This window comes from Gilliamella sp. B2828 (genome assembly GCF_026537125.1).
Classification (GTDB): Bacteria; Pseudomonadota; Gammaproteobacteria; order Enterobacterales; family Orbaceae; genus Gilliamella.
In genome coordinates this window covers 74,795-94,430 of the sequence record NZ_JAFNMU010000002.1, presented here as the reverse complement: position 1 = coordinate 94,430, position 19,636 = coordinate 74,795, and the positions used below count along the sequence as shown (strand labels likewise).

18 protein-coding genes are annotated in these 19,636 nt (G+C 33.1%); 13 read left to right on the top strand and 5 right to left on the bottom strand.

Annotated elements, in window-relative coordinates:
* Positions 1-51 precede the first annotated feature (51 nt).
* Both J3U19_RS02240 and recA read right to left on the bottom strand, forming a co-directional pair.
* The gene (locus J3U19_RS02240; RefSeq protein ID WP_267345340.1) at positions 52-552 is read right to left on the bottom strand and encodes a regulatory protein RecX; all 501 of its coding nucleotides are present in this window, start codon (positions 550-552) and stop codon (positions 52-54) included.
* The gene (recA, locus tag J3U19_RS02235; RefSeq protein ID WP_267339858.1) at positions 552-1,598 is read right to left on the bottom strand and encodes a recombinase RecA; all 1,047 of its coding nucleotides are present in this window, start codon (positions 1,596-1,598) and stop codon (positions 552-554) included. The genes J3U19_RS02240 and recA overlap by 1 nt, the downstream gene beginning before the upstream one ends.
* A 547-nt stretch (positions 1,599-2,145) precedes the next feature.
* On the opposite strand from recA, the gene J3U19_RS02230 reads away from it, so the two are divergent.
* From J3U19_RS02230 to J3U19_RS02220, 3 genes are read left to right on the top strand one after another with little or no spacing between them, the layout of a single operon-like run.
* The gene (locus tag J3U19_RS02230; protein WP_267339856.1) at positions 2,146-3,399 is read left to right on the top strand and encodes a PqiA/YebS family transporter subunit; all 1,254 of its coding nucleotides are present in this window, start codon (positions 2,146-2,148) and stop codon (positions 3,397-3,399) included.
* A 7-nt stretch (positions 3,400-3,406) separates the two neighbouring features.
* Positions 3,407-5,044 carry an intermembrane transport protein PqiB gene (gene pqiB, locus J3U19_RS02225; RefSeq protein ID WP_267345338.1) on the top strand — a complete coding sequence of 546 codons (1,638 nt, stop codon included), beginning with the start codon at positions 3,407-3,409 and terminating at the stop codon, positions 5,042-5,044.
* Between the two features lie 50 nt (positions 5,045-5,094).
* Positions 5,095-5,628 carry an ABC-type transport auxiliary lipoprotein family protein gene (locus J3U19_RS02220; protein ID WP_267339854.1) on the top strand — a complete coding sequence of 178 codons (534 nt, stop codon included), beginning with the start codon at positions 5,095-5,097 and terminating at the stop codon, positions 5,626-5,628.
* A gap of 51 nt (positions 5,629-5,679) precedes the next feature.
* On the opposite strand, the gene pabB is transcribed toward J3U19_RS02220, so the two are convergent.
* A complete protein-coding gene (gene pabB / locus J3U19_RS02215) occupies positions 5,680-7,419 on the bottom strand; it encodes an aminodeoxychorismate synthase component I (protein ID WP_267339852.1) in 1,740 nt (579 codons plus the stop codon).
* A 7-nt stretch (positions 7,420-7,426) separates the two neighbouring features.
* Positions 7,427-7,996 (bottom strand): anthranilate synthase component II, encoded by a 570-nt coding sequence (locus tag J3U19_RS02210; protein ID WP_267339850.1) that lies wholly within the window; start codon positions 7,994-7,996, stop codon positions 7,427-7,429.
* 377 nt (positions 7,997-8,373) lie between these two features.
* Here J3U19_RS02210 and manD point away from each other — a divergent pair, with 377 nt between their 5' ends.
* The 10 genes from manD (at position 8,374) to J3U19_RS02160 (ending at position 18,170) form a co-directional block, all read left to right on the top strand.
* Positions 8,374-9,588, top strand: a complete 1,215-nt coding sequence (gene manD, locus J3U19_RS02205; protein WP_267345336.1) for a D-mannonate dehydratase ManD — start codon at positions 8,374-8,376, stop codon at positions 9,586-9,588.
* A gap of 15 nt (positions 9,589-9,603) precedes the next feature.
* Positions 9,604-10,620, top strand: a complete 1,017-nt coding sequence (locus tag J3U19_RS02200) for a Zn-dependent oxidoreductase (RefSeq protein WP_267345334.1) — start codon at positions 9,604-9,606, stop codon at positions 10,618-10,620.
* Between the two features lie 37 nt (positions 10,621-10,657).
* A complete protein-coding gene (locus tag J3U19_RS02195) occupies positions 10,658-12,007 on the top strand; it encodes an MFS transporter (protein ID WP_267345332.1) in 1,350 nt (449 codons plus the stop codon).
* Positions 12,008-12,037: 30 nt separating this feature from the next.
* On the top strand, positions 12,038-13,528 hold the full coding sequence (locus J3U19_RS02190; protein WP_267345331.1) for a mannitol dehydrogenase family protein: 1,491 nt from the start codon (positions 12,038-12,040) through the stop codon (positions 13,526-13,528).
* Between the two features lie 175 nt (positions 13,529-13,703).
* Entirely contained in the window at positions 13,704-14,387 is a 684-nt protein-coding gene (locus J3U19_RS02185; RefSeq protein ID WP_267339844.1) for a GntR family transcriptional regulator, read from the top strand.
* Between the two features lie 143 nt (positions 14,388-14,530).
* On the top strand, positions 14,531-14,809 hold the full coding sequence (yccX, locus tag J3U19_RS02180; protein ID WP_267339843.1) for an acylphosphatase: 279 nt from the start codon (positions 14,531-14,533) through the stop codon (positions 14,807-14,809).
* 99 nt (positions 14,810-14,908) lie between these two features.
* A complete protein-coding gene (gene lptC, locus J3U19_RS02175; RefSeq protein WP_267339842.1) occupies positions 14,909-15,472 on the top strand; it encodes an LPS export ABC transporter periplasmic protein LptC in 564 nt (187 codons plus the stop codon).
* Between the two features lie 4 nt (positions 15,473-15,476).
* Complete coding sequence (lptA, locus tag J3U19_RS02170; RefSeq protein ID WP_267345330.1) at positions 15,477-16,028, top strand: lipopolysaccharide transport periplasmic protein LptA; 552 nt, start codon at positions 15,477-15,479, stop codon at positions 16,026-16,028.
* Between the two features lies 1 nt (position 16,029).
* Positions 16,030-16,755 (top strand): LPS export ABC transporter ATP-binding protein, encoded by a 726-nt coding sequence (gene lptB / locus J3U19_RS02165; protein WP_267339839.1) that lies wholly within the window; start codon positions 16,030-16,032, stop codon positions 16,753-16,755.
* Positions 16,755-18,170: an RNA polymerase factor sigma-54 gene (locus tag J3U19_RS02160; protein ID WP_416380345.1), complete on the top strand. Its 1,416-nt coding sequence runs from the start codon at positions 16,755-16,757 to the stop codon at positions 18,168-18,170. The genes lptB and J3U19_RS02160 overlap by 1 nt, the downstream gene beginning before the upstream one ends.
* A gap of 853 nt (positions 18,171-19,023) precedes the next feature.
* Here the strand turns inward: J3U19_RS02160 and leuD are convergent.
* Positions 19,024-19,626 carry a 3-isopropylmalate dehydratase small subunit gene (gene leuD / locus J3U19_RS02155; protein ID WP_267339837.1) on the bottom strand — a complete coding sequence of 201 codons (603 nt, stop codon included), beginning with the start codon at positions 19,624-19,626 and terminating at the stop codon, positions 19,024-19,026.
* Between the last annotated feature and the right edge of the window lie 10 nt (positions 19,627-19,636).

Genomic DNA, 19,636 nt, shown 5'->3' with positions numbered 1-19,636 from the left:
TAATGGGTAATGAATAATTTAATTCCTGTGTATTTTAGATATTATCAAAATTTAAGTCAATAAATTATACACATCTTTTATATCATCTTGGGTATAACCTCGGGTAACTAAAAATTGCATTATCTTTTGTTTTTCCAAGAGATTTTTAACATTAATTTGGTTAAATTTTTTTAATATTTGCTTGTAGGCATTATACGACCAATTAATATCTAATTTACTTAAAAGTTCATTAGTTAAGTTATTAGGTAGACCTCGTTGTTTTAATTCCATAGCGATTTTATATCTTCCATAACCTTTATTAGATCTCATAACAATATATTTTTCGATATATTGTGTATCGCTCATCCAATTTTGATTAGTACAATATTGAACCACATCAGCAGTTTCAATTTTGAGTTGATTCAATTGCTCATAGTATTCATCTTCTGAGCTTTTTATTTTTTTTGTAAAAAATTGGATAATTTTATTGGTTAGTTCGTAAGATGAATGATCGCGCTGTGCAAGTAATTGCACAGCTTTATTTAAGATTAATTTATTGAGTTTTTTATCCATTATTCAAAGCTTTCATCTTCCGATGCAGTCTCTACGTCCTCAGCAGAAAAAACGGCAGGACTGTTTAATAATAAATCACGTAGTCTTGTTTCAAGTTCTTCAGCTATTTCTGGATGTTCTTGTAAAAATTTAATTGAATTGGCTTTGCCTTGACCAACTTTTTCGCCATTGTAGCTATACCAAGCGCCAGCTTTATCAACTAATTTATGTTTGACACCTAGATCAATCAATTCTCCTTCTTTAGAAATACCACAACCGTAAAGAATTTGAAATTCAGCTTGTCTAAATGGTGCAGCAACTTTATTTTTCACTACTTTTACACGTGTGTCACTACCAATAACATCTTCGCCTTCTTTTACTGCACCAATACGTCGAATATCTAAACGAACTGATGCATAGAATTTAAGCGCATTACCGCCAGTTGTTGTTTCTGGATTACCAAACATTACACCGATTTTCATACGAATTTGGTTAATAAACACCACTAAGCAGTTAGCATTTTTAATATTTGCGGTTAATTTACGTAAAGCTTGTGACATCAAGCGAGCTTGTAATCCCATATGAGAATCACCCATTTCACCTTCAATTTCTGCTTTAGGTGTTAATGCTGCTACTGAGTCAACAATAATAACATCAACAGCACCAGAACGAACTAAGGCATCACAAATTTCAAGTGCCTGTTCACCAGTATCAGGTTGAGAAACTAATAAATCATCAACTTGCACGCCTAATTTAGCGGCATAAATTGGATCTAAAGCATGTTCAGCATCAATAAATGCACATGTTTTGCCTTCTTTTTGCGCTTGTGCAATAACAGATAAAGTTAATGTTGTTTTACCCGATGATTCTGGTCCAAAAATTTCAACAATTCGACCCATTGGTAAGCCGCCAATACCTAATGCAATATCGAGTCCTAAAGATCCAGTAGAGACAGAATCAACGTCCAACGTTTGGGTATCCCCTAAACGCATAATAGAACCTTTACCAAATTGTTTTTCTATTTGACTTAATGCAGCCGAAAGTGCTCGTTGTTTGTTTTCGTTCATATTATAAAATTCCAATGAGTTAGTATATTGATACACATTATACTGTATTGTTATACAGTATCAAGTTTTTTTTATATCTAATAATCATTTAGTTAATAATGGGAAATCCTTCACAATTTTTGTTTAAATATTACTGGTAATAGTTCATTTGATTGTAACAAATAGTGACGAAACGAAAAGATTCAAGATTACATTTAAACAGATTAATGGATTCGATAATGATATAATTTTATATACGGTTTTTATAATGTTTTATGCATTTTAATTTTGAGGTAAGATTTTTCATTTAATATATAAAAAACATTTCTTAACCAACCGATATACTCAAAAGTGAGTAATCAAATTATGCTAATTTGAGTTGGTAATGCTTTCATAAAAAAATGGCATTTGATATGATGAGTAACGAAGAAGTTTTAGTCATTTTATATATTAAAAGTAATTATCCCCTTGTGATAAAGTAAAAGTAATGTATCAATTTTTTTACTTAAATATTACGCTAACCTGAAACATCTTTACATTTAAAATAACTATCAAATAAAGAGAAATAATGACTGTTGATAAACAACAATATGTTTTATGTTCGCACTGTGATTTGGTCATAGAATTAGCTGATGTAACAATAGGTCATAAAGCTATATGTCCTCGTTGTAATACAACTTTAGCCAAAAAAAGCATTAATATGAAATTTCGAGCTGCAATGTATGCGGTTTGTTCACTGATTATGATTATTGTAGCTTGCGGTTTTATTTTTATTGATATTCGCCTTGTTGGTAATTTTAATGGTGTAAGTGTTTTAGATATTCCAAAAACCCTTTTTTTTGATAAATATAGTTATATATCAGCACTTTTTATTTTATTTGTTTTAATTTTTCCCATAATAAATCTTCTAATCATTGGTTTGCTTTGTTCAAAATTTAAAATATCAAAGTATCGTAAAAGAGATTTATTAATTATTTATGAAAAATTTAAACATTGGTGTATGCCTGAAATATTTATCACAGGCATTTTGGTTAGCTTCGTAAAACTAATGAGTTATGGCAGTATAGGTGTCACAAGTACATTTTGGGCATTTTGTTTATTTGTATTTTTTTATATAAAAGCCCAAGTTATTTTTTCACCAGAAACAATTTGGGAAGAAATTCATACTAATAATTTTGCTCAAACACCATTAAAAGTTGGTAAAACGGCAATAAGTCAAAACTTGAAGTTGTGCGGTTGTTGCCATGCCATGATGCCAATAGCTTTTGGTAAATGCCCAAGATGTAAACAAAAAAGTGCCGTGAGAAATCGCGATAAAATACAGTGGACGATAGCGTTATTAGTTACTTCACTAATTATCTATATTCCTGCGAATGTATTTGGGATCATGATAACGGTAGTTTTTGGTTCACCATCAACATCGACAATTATGGATGGTGTTATTTATATGTGGCAGGCAGGTGATGTGCCTGTGGCATTAGTTATTTTTATTGCCAGTATCGTTATTCCAATTTTGAAAATAATTTCATTAAGCTGGCTTTGCTATTTTGCAATAGCAGTGAAAAGAAAAAATAAGCATAATTGCCTGCAAATGAAGAAATTGTATGGTGCAGTTGAGTTTATTGGTAAATGGTCAATGATTGATATATTTGTTGTATCGGTTGTTTGTTCACTAGTTAGAAATCAACAAATGATGGGGGTTTATCCTGATATAGGAGTTACTTTTTTCGCAACCGTTGTGATTATTACTATGATTGCATCACAAAAATTTGATCCGCGCTTAATTTGGGATCACTCTCCAGTTAAAAGTTATAATAAATAGGAATACTATGGCAACATCAAGTAAATTAGCGAAAATCATCAAAATTCGAGCTATCTCGGCTATATGGATTATTCCAATTGTTACTGCAATTGTTGGTCTTTGGATCATCTATTCGCATTTTGCTGATAGAGGGACTTCTTTTACCTTACTTGCGAAAGATGCAAGTGGTATTGTCGCAGGCAAAACAGTTATAAAAAACCGTAGTGTTGATATCGGTATTGTCGATGAAGTAACTTTATCAAAAGATTTTGAAAAAGTGGTTATTAAAGGTCGGATCTATAATGATATGGAACCACTTCTAAAAAATGATTCTATTTTTTGGGTTGTCAAACCGGAGATTGGTCGTGATGGTGTGACAGGGTTAGGTACTATTGTATCTGGTGTTTATATTGAGTTAGCGTCAGGAAACGATACGCATAATTTCAAAAATAATCCTTTTATACTATCCGATACTCCACCATTATCTGATCCAAGTATTAAAGGAATTCGAGTCAATCTTGAAAGTGATCAAAATGGTGTGATTCCACGTGGAGCATCAGTGATGTTTCATGGTTATCGTGTTGGTAATGTTGAAACTTCCGAGTTTGATATTAATTCACGTAAAATGAAATACCAAATTTTTATTACTAAACCTTATGATGCTTTAGTCACTCAAAATGTCCGCTTTTGGAAGGAAGGAGGCATTGATTTAACATTGTCTTCGTCCGGTGCTAGTCTGAACGTACCTTCCTTAGATGTTTTAATGTCTGGTGGGATTAGTTTTGATTTGCCGGATGGCTCTAAGTTAGGAGCGCCAGCTGAGCAATATGCAGTATATAAATTATATGAAAATAAAAAATCAATTCAAGATTCACAATACACAGAATATAAAGAGTTTCTGATTATGCTCTCTGAATCCATATCAGGATTGGTTGAAGGGGCACCTGTTGAATATCATGGTATTCGGCTAGGTACAGTATCAAAAGTCCCATTTTATACAGCTGAAATGTTAGATAAAACATCTATTTTAAATCAAAAAGTACCTGTTTTAATCAGGATTGAGCCTGATCGCTTATCGGAATGGGTTGATGAAAAGATCGATATCGCAAACTTAATAATGAATGAGCAAAAAAATGGATTAAGAGCCTCGTTAAAAACTTCTAATATGTTTACAGGTGCGCTTTATATTGATCTTGATTTTTATCCTGAATTAAAAAATAAATATAATGCCAACTTATCCAATCAATATGGTTATAGTACTATAGAAACAACGTCAACAGGTATTGCTCAAATTCAAGCCAAAGTCATGCAGTTATTAGACAATTTTAATCATTTACCATTGAATAATACTATGACGGAATTTAATAAATCGCTCGCTTCAAGTCAGCGCTTAATAAATTCATTAAATCAAATAATGGCAAGTAATGAAATGCAAAATATGCCAAAAGATCTACAAAAAACCTTAAGAACATTAAATGATACCATGAAAGGCATACAACCAGGATCAGAACTTAATAAGCAAATGAATGAGAGTTTGCAAAAAGTTCAACAAATGATGGATGAATTAACGCCATTACTTAATACACTCAATGATAAAAGTAATGCATTGATTTTCTCAGCTCCGATTAAGAAAGATCAAGAACCGAAGGCAAAGGGTAAAAAATAATGAATAAGATGATGAGAAATTTACTTCTAACATTTTGCGGAACTGCATTTATGTTATTAGTTGGCTGTTCAACGAATATACCTAACAAAAGTTATTTCCAATTAGCTACTAGTTTACCTATTCAAACACCAAAAACATTGAAATCAACCGATCGTTTTCTAATGATCGACTCAGTTGATGTGGTCAGTTTTTTAAATAAGTCTGGTATTGTTTTGCAAACAGAAGATATCAAGTATGTCACAGCAACAAATAATTTATGGGTTTCGACGCTTTCTCAACAGCTTGAAGAACGTTTAGTACAAGATTTAAGTTTGTTACTACCAGATTATTTGGTTTCGAGTACATCTTTGACCACACCAACATTAACTGTGAAACTTTTTATTGATGGTTTTCATGGTAGTTATAATGGTGATGCAATTATAAAAGGACGTTGGATTGTTACTGATAATAAAAATCATATTGAAACAAAACCATTTGAACGCCATGTTCCATTAGCAAAAAATGGTTATGATGCTTTAGTTAAAGCATTGTCAAAAGGTTGGCAAGAAGAAGAGCAAGATTTTGTTTATTCTATAACACATTAAATTATTAAATATTCCGTCAGAATTCTGGCGGAATATTTAAATAATAAAAGATCACAAGAGCCGCTTAAACCGATCAAATACTTTATTATCAATTTCAACCCATTTACGAACACTATTAATAAAGGCAATTTTATCTGCATTTAATAATTCGTTAATTAAGATTGTTTTTTCAATTATTTGTTTTTTATCCAAATAAAATTGTCGCATAGTACCAGCCAATAATCCCGATTCAATTTTAGGTGTTACCCATTGATTATTAATCAATAGCACAAGATTGCCGTTAACAAATTCAGTTATTTCATTATATTGATTAAAATTAATATATTCCTTACCTATAGTTAATTGTGGGAAATGTTCACGGTTTGATGTTTTGTGATACAAATAGACATTTTTGTTATTCACGCATTGTGGTGCCAATACGATTTCATTAATGTTCATAGCTGTATTAATAACATCTTTACTTATTTTCCATTGACCATCTTGTTGTAGTAAAATTCTGATTTTATAACTACCTTCAGTATCTGAATTGGCTAATTTAACCAATTGCAATTTGATAGATTCAATATCACATTTAAAATCAAAATAGCTAGCCGAATCAGTCAGTCTGGTTAAATGTTCATTGAGTAATAAAAATTGCCCATTTTCTAATAATAATGATTCAATAAGATATCGAGGAGTCGTTGTTGTGGAGTTTAATATAGCGGTCTTAGCTAAAATTTCCTCGTATTCATCGTGTGATGTTGAATCCCAAGTGATTCCTCCTCCAACACCATAATGTATCTGCTGATTGTGAATGGTTAACGTCCGAATTGGAATATTAAATATTGCTGCTTTCCTATAGGGTTTAATGTAACCTATGGTTCCACAGTATATGCCTCTAGGTGAGTTCTCCGTGTCTGCAATGATCCGCATTGTACTTGTTTTAGGTGCACCAGTAATTGAACCACAAGGAAACAATGCTTGAAAAATTTGATACAAACTGACATTTTCTGCTAATTCAGCTTGAATGGTTGAGGTTAACTGCCAAACGGTAGGGTATTTTTCGGTAGAAAATAATTTGGGTACAATGACTGATCCTGTCTTAGCAATTCGGCTTAAATCATTACGTAATAAATCAACAATCATCATATTTTCAGCCTGATTTTTCTCAGAAAATAATGTTTCTAACTGTTGTTTATCATGTTGATTATTTAAACCACGAGCAGCGGTTCCTTTCATCGGCCTTGTCGTAATCGTTTGATTGTCTAATTTAAAAAATAGCTCAGGTGAAATTGATAAAATCTGATAATGTTCAAATTCAAGATAAGCACAATAATGCGCTTGGTTATTTTTTTGTAAAAATTTATAGTAATTAAAGGCATTATCATTAAATGGTGCACTAAATTGAATCGTGTAATTGGTTTGATAAGTATTTCCTAATTCAATTTGTTCGCGGATATAGTCGATTTTTTGATTATATTCTTCAATTGAAGTATCGCATTTTAAATCGAACAGAGAAGGTTGATAATCATTTTTGGTTGATGATTCAACTATTGAATAATCCCTGTAAATACCAAAGAGTAACACAGGTAATGCATCACTTGAGTTAGAGATTTTTTTGGTTCTATTTGCTTGATTAAATCCCATTGCACTTTCATAAGCAAGATAACCGACCGCATAAAAGCCTTGCTGAGTGAATTTTTCAATTGCATCTAATTGCTGTTTAACAGTAGTGTAATCGTTAGATCTCAAAATTGTTATTGGGTCAGAAAAACATTTCTGTTGATTCTCAAAATCAATATACATTTTCATATTCATTTTACTCATATATAAAATTATGAATCATTTGTAAACCTGATTCTGTTTTGATTGCTTCTGGATGAAATTGCACCGATTCAATAGGTAATGTCTTATGACGTAATCCCATAATAAGACCTTGTTTGTTGCGCGCAGTAACAATTAGTGGAGAGTTTGTGTGAGATAAATTGTCGTTAACAATTAAAGAGTGATAGCGAACTATAGAAAGCGGGTTTTTAATGCCTTTAAATAATCCTTGACCATCATGTGTAATTTCATCGATTTTGCCGTGCATAGGTAAAGGTGCTTTACAAATAGAATAACCATAATACTGTGCAATCGCTTGATGTCCCAAACAAATTCCTAATATAGGGCAATAATGAGCAAATTCAGCAATCACAGTAAGTGATACTCCGGCATTACTTGGTGTTCCTGGGCCAGGTGAAATAATTATTTTAGCAAAGGGGAGCTGTTTTATTTGTTCAATGGTCATTTCATCATTTTTTATCACTTGGACAGTTGCATCCAATCGGCATAAATAATCATATATATTGAACGTAAAAGAATCATAATTATCTATTAATAGTATCAAAATATTTTCCGTTAATTAAAAAAATTCTTTGTCAACTTGGTAATGATGTAAATCATCATTATAAATGATAAGACACTACAGCCGACATTATCGATAACACTTTTATTACATTGATTTGATTAATCAAGTTAGCTTTAGTTTAAATCTGTATACTTCTGGCTCCATTATACAAGCAAGAAACTCAAATGAGAGATGATTGCTAACTTAATATTGCACATTATTCTTATTTTTTTACTTAAACGTACCCATAACCTGAAACATCTTGACAAGATTACCTTATTTTTGTGATGCCACTCGCAAAAACATACAACTCTACTTGTATGGTAGTATTAATATCGCTATTTTTGTGATGCTTAATTTCTACAAAGAGGTATCAAATGAAAATAATTAAAGCCGAAGTTTTTGTATGCAGTCCAGGACGAAACTTTGTCACATTGAAAATAACTACAGATGAAGGGGTTTGTGGTATTGGTGATGCAACACTTAATGGACGTGAATTATCAGTGGCTTCTTATCTTAAAGATCATCTTTGCCCACAATTAATAGGGAGAGATGCCAGTCAAATAGAAGATATTTTTCAATATTTCTATAAAGGTGCCTATTGGCGTCGAGGCCCCGTGACGATGTCAGCGATATCTGCCATAGATATGGCGTTATGGGATATCAAAGGTAAAGTTGCCAATATGCCACTTTATCAATTATTGGGCGGTGCTTCACGCACTGGCGTAATGGTGTATTGTCATACTACAGGAAAAGATATTGGAGAAGCATTGGATGATTATGCTAGACATAAAGAGATGGGTTTTAAAGCAATTCGAGTCCAATGCGGTATACCGGGAATGAAAACGACATATGGTCAAAGCAAAGGGAAAAATCTGGCATATGAGCCTGCTACGCGTGGCAATTATCCTGAAGAGCAGTTTTGGGCAACAGATAAATATCTCGACTTTACACCAAAATTGTTTGAAGCGGTAAGAAGCAAATTCGGTTTCAACGAGCATTTATTACATGATATGCACCATCGCTTAACTCCAATTGAAGCTGCGCGTTTTGGTAAAAGTATTGAGGATTATCGTCTATTTTGGATGGAAGATCCAACACCTGCAGAAAATCAAGAATGTTTCCGTCTAATTCGTCAACATACAGTTACTCCCATTGCTGTCGGTGAAGTATTTAACAGTATATGGGATTGCAAACAGCTAATTGAAGAACAGTTGATTGATTATATCCGAACTACAATTACTCATGCAGGTGGTATTACTCACATGCGTCGTATTGCTGATTTTGCTGCACTTTATCAAGTTAGAACTGGCTCTCATGGACCATCTGATTTATCACCAATTTGTCATGCTGCTGCTCTACATTTTGATATGTGGGTACCTAACTTTGGTGTACAGGAATTTATGGGCTACTCAGAACAAATGTTAGAAGTCTTTTCACCTAATTGGACTTTTAATGATGGTTATATGCATCCAAGTGATGAACCAGGTTTAGGTATCGATTTTGATGAAAAACTCGCCAAAAAATACCCATACAACCCAGCTTATCTGCCAATTGCTCGTTTAGAAGATGGCACTTTATGGAATTGGTAAGTTCAAGGAGTTTATATGAAAAGTATTGTAATAAAACAACCTAATGAATTAGCCATTGAAGAGCGTGAAGTTCCTCTGCCGAAATCTGGAGAAGTTAGAGTAAAAGTTAAATTAGCAGGCATTTGTGGTTCAGATAGTCATATTTATCGCGGTCATAATCCTTTCGCCAAATATCCAAGAGTAATTGGACACGAATTTTTTGGTGTAATTGATGCAGTTGGAGAGGGAGTTGAGCAATCAAGAATTGGTGAGCGTGTTTCAATCGATCCTGTACTTAGCTGTGGAGATTGTTATCCTTGCTCGGTTGGTCGACCAAATGTATGTACATCATTAACTGTACTGGGTGTTCATCGTGATGGTGGATTTAGTCAGTATGCAGTTGTACCAAGTAAAAATGCTTATGTAATACCAACTGAAATTGATGATGAACTTGCCGTAATGATAGAACCTTTCACAATAGCTGCTAATTCAACGGCACAGTTAAAACCGACCCCAAACGATACTGCATTAATTTATGGTGCAGGTCCGATGGGATTAACCTCAGTACAAGCTCTGAAGGGTGTGTATAACGTTAAAGAAGTGGTCGTTGTTGATCGCATTGATGAACGTTTAATTATGGCAAAAGATAGCGGTGCTGATCGGATTATTAATAACACATCATTTTCTGTAAAAGATGAATTGGAAAAATTGAGTATCAAACCAACGGTAATTATTGATGCCGCTTGTCACCCATCGATTTTACAAGAGGCTATTACAATTGCATCGCCAGCAGCAAGAATTCTCATAATGGGCTTTTCAAGCGATCCATGTCAGATAACACAACAGGGCATTACCAGTAAAGAGCTTTCTATATTCTCTTCACGACTCAATGCGAATAAATTCCCAATTGTTATTAATTGGTTAAATAAGAAACTCATTGATCCTAAAAAACTTATTACTCATCGATTTGATTATACAGATGTGATTGAGGCTATCCAAACTTTCGAAAAAGATCAGAGTAAGTGTTGCAAGGTTTTACTGACTTTTAGTTAGGTGAATTTTTATGTACTAAATGATAAGCGAGTTAGATATGAATAAGATAGGAAATAATAAAAGTGACAGAAATACTTCAGATTTAGTTAAAGCAGCTGTTTCTGGTTGGCTTGGAACCGCATTAGAATTTATGGATTTCCAATTATATTCTTTAGGCGCAGCACTTGTATTTCGCGAAATATTTTTTCCAGAACAATCAGCAATTATGGCATTGATATTAGCTATGGGAACCTATGGCGCAGGATACATTGCACGTATTGTTGGCGCTTTTGTTTTTGGTCGCATGGGGGATGCCATTGGTAGAAAGAAAGTATTATTTATAACGATCACCATGATGGGTATTTGTACCACGTTGATAGGATTTTTACCAACTTATGCACAAGTTGGTATTTTGGCACCATTAATGTTGGTTGTTTTACGTATTATTCAGGGATTGGGTGCTGGTGCTGAAATTTCTGGTGCTGGTACTATGCTCGCAGAATATGCACCAAAAGGTAAACGAGGGATTATTTCATCACTTGTCGCAATGGGAACCAATTGTGGTACTTTAAGTGCAACAGCAATTTGGGCAATAATGTTTTTTTTACTGGACAAAGATCAGCTCATATCTTGGGGTTGGCGAGTACCATTCATTGCTAGTGTCATTGTTATGTTTTTTGCCATATGGCTTAGAATGAATTTAAAAGAGAGTCCTGTATTTGATGATATAAGTGATGCAAATGTAGAAAAATTTAATGATGAACCATCAATTAAGCATATTTCGTTATTAGAAATGTTTAAAAGCAAATCTTTTTGGTTAGCAACGGGTTTACGTTTTGGTCAAGCTGGAAATTCAGGTTTAATCCAAACTTTTTTAGCCGGTTACTTAGTACAAGCATTATTATTTGAAAAAAGTATACCAACTGATGCTTTAATGATCAGTTCGATTGTTGGATTCTTCACAATTCCTTTCTTAGGTTTGTTATCAGATAAAATTGGTCGCCGCCTACCTTATATCATTATGACTTTGTCAGCAATGATTCTTGCTTATCCAATGTTATCCATTATTGTTAATAAAAATCACCCAGTAAATACCATTATGTTATGTTTAATTGTTATTCATAATGTTGCAGTATTAGGACTGTTCGCTTTAGAAAACATTACAATGGCGGAAATGTTTGGGGCTCGTAATCGTTTTACACAAATGGCGATATCCAAAGAAGCGGGTGGACTTATTGCTGTAGGGTTTGGGCCAATATTAGCGGGAATTTTCTGTAATATGGTGAATGATTGGTGGCCAACTGTTGTTATGATTATTCTCTATTCATGCATCAGTTTAATTTCCGCAATTTTTATGCCAGAAGTCAAAGATCGTAATTTATCTGATTTAAAAGATGCTGCAGAATAAATATAAAAATATAAAAATGGAAAAAAAATAATGAAATTATCTAATCAAGCTTTATTACAACTACCTAAAGAGGTCATTGTCCCAAATTATGATAGAAATCAAATTAAAACGAAAATAGTTCATCTTGGTTTTGGTGCTTTTCATCGTGCTCATCAAGCAGTGTTTACCGATATTTTAGCTGCAGAACATAATAGTGATTGGGGATACTGTGAAGTCAATTTAATGGGTGGTGAAAAACAAATCGCTGATCTTAAAGAGCAAAACTATTTATTTAGTGTGTGTGAGATGTCCTATGATAACTGGTCTACCCGAGTTGTGGGTGTAGTTAAAGAAGCATTACATGTTGATGTAGATGGCATAGTGAAAATTCTAGATGTCATGACGCACCCACAAATCGCGATTATATCACTAACTGTTACCGAAAAAGGTTATTGCTATTTACCCGCGACAGCATCAATTGATATCAATAACGTACTTATTAAACACGATATAGATAATCCAACTAATCCTAAAAGTGCACCGGGTGTAATTGTTGAAGCTTTACGTATTCGTAAAGAAAAAGGCTTAAAACCCTTTACTGTCATGTCTTGTGACAATATGCCTGAAAATGGTCATGTAACACGTAATGTGATTTTGGCTTTAGCAAAAATAAGGGATGCAAATTTAACACAATGGATTGAAAAAAATGTCAGCTTTCCATCTACAATGGTTGATCGAATTGTGCCGGCAGTAACGTTAGATACAATGGCAAAAATACAAAAGCAGTTGGGAGGCATAGAGGATCTTGTTGGTATTGCCGGTGAACCATTCATACAATGGGTTATCGAAGATAATTTTGTAGCAGGTCGCCCAGAATGGGAAAAATCCGGTGCTGAGTTAGTAAATGATGTTTTTCCGTATGAAGAAATGAAATTACGTATGCTGAACGGTAGTCACTCCTTTTTAGCCTATTTAGGCTATTTGGCTGGGTATCTACACATAGATGAATGTATGCAAGATCCTTATTATGTAAAAGCCGCTCGTCACCTTATACTTCAGGAGCAAGCAACAACCTTACGTGTAAAAGATATAGATTTACTAGCCTACGCGAATTCGTTACTTGATCGTTATCGTAACACGGGTCTTAAGCATCGTACTTGGCAAATCGCAATGGATGGTACATTAAAATTACCACAACGCATGCTCGATTCGGTTCGTTTTCATTTAGCGAATAATACACCATTTCATTGTTTAGCTTTAGGTATCGCGGCTTGGATGCGATATGTTAGTGGTGTCGATGATAATGGTAAAGTTATTGAAGTTAGTGATCCTGCTGCCGAGCAACTAAAAGCGTTGGTATCAAACAGCCCAGATAATCAAGAACGAATCAAAGCATTATTATCATTGACGCATGTTTTTGGTAAAGATTTATCCAGCAATCAATATTTTATCGATCAAGTTACCAACGCTTATTTATCTTTAAGGGATAAAGGGGCTAAACAAACCGTCGAACAATTAGCGCAGAGTTTTCAATACAACTAACAATAATCCCTAAAATCAAAGTGTAATTACCAGTAATGGTATTACACTTTTCTAAATATTTAAGTATAAGACAGAACCCATTTTATTGTTTTGAGTTTTTATTAAAAAAACTTTTCATATACTTAAAAATCACCTACTATTCTTAGTAATTTATTTTATTACTTTAAGATGGTATATGTTTAAATCTATCGACTTAAATATTTCTGAACCTGTTAATCAACAAATTTATCGTACATTAAGAAAAGCTATTATTACCTGTTATGTATTGCCTGGTGTTTTACTTTCAGAAAAAGAAATTTCCAGTCAATTCAATGTTTCTCGCCAACCTGTTCGTGAAGCGTTCATTAAACTAGCTGAAGCAGGTCTTGTACAAATTCTCCCTCAACGTGGCACATTCGTAACCAAAATTTCTATTAAAAAAGTAATTGATGGACAATTTATTCGTGAAGCGGTTGAATGCGCTATTATCAAACGCGCCGCTATAGAAATTAGCCAATCAGATATTTCATTGTTACAAAAAAATCTTGCGGAACAAAAACAAGCCAATGAATGTAAAGATGTATGCTATTTTCTGGAAAAAGATGATGAATTCCATCAAATATTAATGAATGTAATTGATTGTCCCATGGCATGGCAAACGGTAGAAAATATCAAAGCAATGATGGATAGAGTAAGATTTTTAACATTAGAAGATATTTCTCCACCGGAAGATTTAGTTAAACAACATGAAAAAATTTTGATTGCACTGGAAAATCATGATCCAGAGCTTGCAGTACAAGCTTTACATGAACATTTGTCGACGATTCTTCAAACCATAACAATTGTATCGCAGAAAAAAAATGAATGGTTTATTGATTAATTTTTATTTCATGGATTGTAAAACCGAACCATTTTTAAAATGTTAGATTTATATCTTTGGCTTTTAGTTAAAGAAGAATGAAATTATTGGTTATCATTATGCTAGGATGTTTTTGTTTTGAAAAAACTGGGTAAAGTTGTAATATGATTAAACAATTAAAAATTCAAGTGAGTGGACGGGTACAAGGGGTTGGATTTCGTTTTTTTACTCAACAAAAAGCGAAAAAACTTGGATTATTGGGTTACGTTAAAAATTTGGATAATGGTGATGTTGAAATTCTTGTTCAAGGAGATAGTCTGCAAATAACCCAATTCACTGAATGGCTTAACCATGGGGGTCCCTCTTCTGCTCGAATTAGCAATGTTAGTATTTATGAATTAATACCTGATATTGATTTAACTTCTTTTAATGTCAGATATTAATTTAATAAAAAATAAAGTAAAATAACTGAATTGCTGAACTTAAAGATAACGATTTATCCTTGTTATTGATTAAACTTATTCGTGTGATAAAAATATGCTATGAATAAAAAAAATTTAATCTATATCTTACTTATCATTGTGGTGATTGGTGTTTATTATAATTATCAGAAAGATGATGACTCAGATACAATGTCAACAATCAATTTAACTGATACACCAATATATCAAAGCGATAATATGATAACAAATATTTATGACATATCAGGAGAGATCATCTATAAAATAGAATCAGTTAAAGTTAGACATTTTGAAGAATCAAATAATACTGAATTTGATTTACCCAATTTGACTATTTATGATCGAATGCATTCTGCTACATGGCATATTCACTCACAAAAAGCTACGTTAACCAATGATAAGCTGATTTACCTAAATCAAAATGTTCAATTAGATAATTTAACTACTGATGCTCAATTACAGCATATATTAACAGATAATGCCATTATTGATTTAACGACCCAAAATGTCACCTCTAAAGATCTTGTTACTATAAAAGGGGTTGGTTTTTTTTCAAAGGGTCAAGGATTAGCTGGAAATCTACGAACAAAAACCGCGAACATACTTGAAAATATAAAAACTTATTATAACACTGGGGCACAATAAAAAAATGAGATTGCAAAAACGGTTTATTTATCCATTATTTTTTATATTATTTATTTCATATGGGTGTTTTGCTGATGAACCAAATACATCAACACCCGAAGTACAACAAGATAAAAAGATGTTAGTTAATAATAAACCTATTACTATAGATGCTAATAACCAACAGATTGATATTGACAAAAATATCATAACATTTAGTGGTAATGTGCATATAACTCAAGATGGTTTAACAATCATAGCTGATAAAGTGATTGTTACTGATATGCAGGATTCTACAAAACAGAAAATTACAGCTTATGGTAATCCAGTAAACTTTAAACAAATATTACCTCAAAATAATAAAATTGTGACAGGACATTCAGAGCAAATTATCTATGATGTTAAACAAAATATTGTCACCTTGCAGAATGATGCAGAATTATTTCAGCAGGATAATCATGTTGTTAGTTCAATCATTACTTATAATGTTAAAAAGCAGTTGATACTAGCTCAACCTAAACAAGGTCGAGTAAAAAGCACTATAATTCCAAGCCAAGTTAAAGAGATTAATAAATAAAATGTCAATTTTAAAAGCGGAAAATTTAGCCAAAATTTACAAGAAACGTCGTGTGGTTGAAGATGTAAGTTTAACTGTAAACTCAGGTGAAATTGTTGGTTTATTAGGGCCTAATGGTGCTGGTAAAACCACCACTTTTTATATGGTTGTTGGTATTGTAACTTTAAATGCGGGTAAAATATTTCTTGATGATCATGATATAAGCATATTACCTTTACACGAACGAGCTCAAAAGGGAATCGGTTATTTACCTCAAGAAGCTTCAATCTTTAGGAAACTCTCGGTTATTGACAATATTATGGCCATTTTAGAAACACGGAATGATATTGATAAAAACGAAAAAATTGAACGAGCTGAAGAACTTCTTGAGGAATTTCATATCACCCATATACGTGACAATAGTGGACAATCTTTATCTGGTGGTGAAAGACGTAGAGTTGAGATTGCTAGAGCGTTAGCGGCTAACCCTAAATTTATTTTACTTGACGAACCTTTCGCAGGAGTTGATCCTATATCGGTTATTGATATAAAAAATATAATTAAACATTTACGCGATAGAGGACTTGGCGTATTAATAACGGACCACAATGTGCGCGAAACATTAGACGTTTGTGAACGGGCTTATATTGTAAATAAAGGACATTTAATTGCTGAGGGTTCACCAAGTGATATCTTAAGTAACGAATATGTTAAACGCGTTTACTTAGGAAATGAATTTAGATTATGATAAAACCCAGTTTACAACTGAAAATTTCTCAACAGTTGTCAATGACACCTCAACTTCAACTAGCAATACGACTGTTACAGTTGTCAACGTTAGAATTACAGCAAGAAATTCAAAGTGCACTTGAAAATAATCCGTTACTTGAGATTGCAGATCAATATGATGAAGTAAATATTGAGCAAATTGAATTAAGTGAAAACGTTGACACTCGTGAAGCCTTAGATAGCCGAGAAATTCCTGATGATATACCGCTTGATGCTTCATTAGATGATATTTATACAGCAGGAACGCCCTCAGGAACTCATTCTGATTATCGTAATGATGAATTACCTGTTTATCAAGGCGAAACTCATGAAACATTATATGACTATTTAAAATGGCAACTTGATTTAACCCCTTTTAGCGACATTGATCGTGCCATTGCTGTGTCAATTCTTGATGCTATTGATGAAAGAGGCTATTTGACTGTTTCATTGGATGAAATCTTAGAAGAACAAGGTAATGATGAGATTGAACTTGAAGAAGTTGAAACGGTTTTAAAACGAATTTGGCATTTTGATCCAATAGGGGTTGGAGCAAGGACGTTGCAAGAGTGTTTATCAATTCAAATCCAATATTTGACTCCACCAACATTTGTTAAACAAATTATTGATAATTATCTTGATTTATTAGCAGTTCGTGATTATCGCACACTGAAAAAAATATTGAATGCAACAGATGAACAACTCAAAGAATCTATTGATTTTATTCAGCATTTGCAACCTTATCCGGGTGATTCAGTAAATACTACCCCTCCAGATTATGTGATCCCAGATGTATTAGTCAAAAAAATGAATGGGAGATGGATTGTTGACTTAAATAATGACACGATGCCTACTTTACGTATTAACCAGCAATATGCAGCTATGGAAAAAATTGCCAGTCAAAGCGATAGCCAATATATAAAATCACATTTACAAGATGCCAATTGGTTTATTAAAAGTATAGAAAATCGTAACGAGACTTTGTTGAAAGTTAGCCAATTTATTGTTGAACACCAACAAGAGTTTTTCGAGCATGGTGCAGAATCTATGAAACCAATGATTTTGTCGGATGTGGCTACGGCTATTGATATGCATGAATCAACAATTTCTCGTGTGACTACTCAAAAATATTTACAGAGTCCTGCTGGAATATTTGAACTAAAATTCTTTTTCTCAAGCCATGTTAATACTGAATCTGGGGGGGAAGCTTCGTCAACAGCTATTCGGGCATTAATAAAAAAATACATATCCACAGAAGACAGTAAAAAACCATTGAGTGATAGTAAGTTAGTTTCGATGTTGGAAAAGCAAGGAATAATTATTGCTCGAAGGACAGTGGCCAAATATCGAGAAGCTTTGTCTATTCCACCATCAAGTCAACGAAAACAGCTTTGAGCTATAAGTTAAAGCAAAAGTGTTATTACAATCATTTGAATGGAAAAATTAAAAAATTCTATTGATTTGATTAATCATAATATTTGTTGTGAATAAGCCGTCAAATTGCCGTTAAAAATAATTTTCTGTATAACTAATAGCGATTCTTGATAAGTTCCAATAATTTCGACTAATAGTATCGTTGTGCGCATGTGTTTAATCTATGTATCAAAACAGTATGTTAAAGGGTGATCAGCAATATTATCGATCGTAAATTCTGTTTTGGTCAAAAAGGTTAACTATTCACGAGGCGTATAGTCACAAACATGTGATGTATCATGCAACGCCTCAATTATTTGTAACCAAATATCCGATACTGGATGTTTGAAGAATACTACATCCATTATTATTAATTTGCCATTTGTTTTAATGATCGTATACAGTTCATGTCAACTTTTATCCATGTCACAATAGTGGTGTGTGGAATAGTGACTTGCAACAAAATCAAATTGACTATCAGCAAAAGTATGCTGTTCGGCACAATCTGGTACTGTCGATGAGATTACTTAAACCATGTTCCTTAGCTGTTTGAAACACAACAGATATCATTTCATTAGATTGATCATAAGGCAATAACTTGTTTTACATGTGGTGCGACAGTAACACTAATATGACCTGCTCAGTAGCCCATATCAAGTAATTAAGCCTAAGTATTGCAAACAAATATAGATAAATATTGAAGATGGGGGCTTGGGTATCAACTTTACTGGTTAAATAGGCGTTTGCTTATTGGTAAAATTTCAGTTTTATATGATTATAATATATTGCCATGGCGATTCTGCGTAGTTAGGCGCCTAAAGGGCGCCTTCAATGATTAAGCTAAAAAAGGTGGGATTTTATTTTCAAATGTGCTGATCGCAGCTTCGTGCTGTAAAGTCAATCCAATATTATCCAAACCATTTAGTAAACAATGACGTTTAAACGCATCAATTTTAAAAGAATATTGTTTATCATCAGCAATTACAACTTCGTTAACCAGATCGACAGTAAATTCGATACCTTCATTCGCTTCAACAATTTTAAATAATTCATCAACATCTTCTTCCGATAAATTAACTAAAAGTAACTGATTATTAAATGAGTTGTTATAAAAAATATCAGCAAAACTTGAACCAATGATAGTTTTAAAACCATAATCTGCAAGTGCCCATGGCGCATGTTCACGTGAAGAGCCGCAGCCAAAGTTTTCGCGGGCTAATAAAATACTCGCCCCTTCATAACGTGGTTTGTTTAGTACAAAATCAGGATTGGGTTGCAGACCAGCATCATCTAAAAAGCGCCATTCATGAAATGCATGTTTACCAAAGCCTGTACGTGTTACTTTTTGTAAAAACTGTTTAGGGATAATTGCATCCGTATCAACGTTAGCCGCATCTAAAGGAACGACCAATCCGGTATGTTTTGTAAATTTAGCCATGACAAGCCTC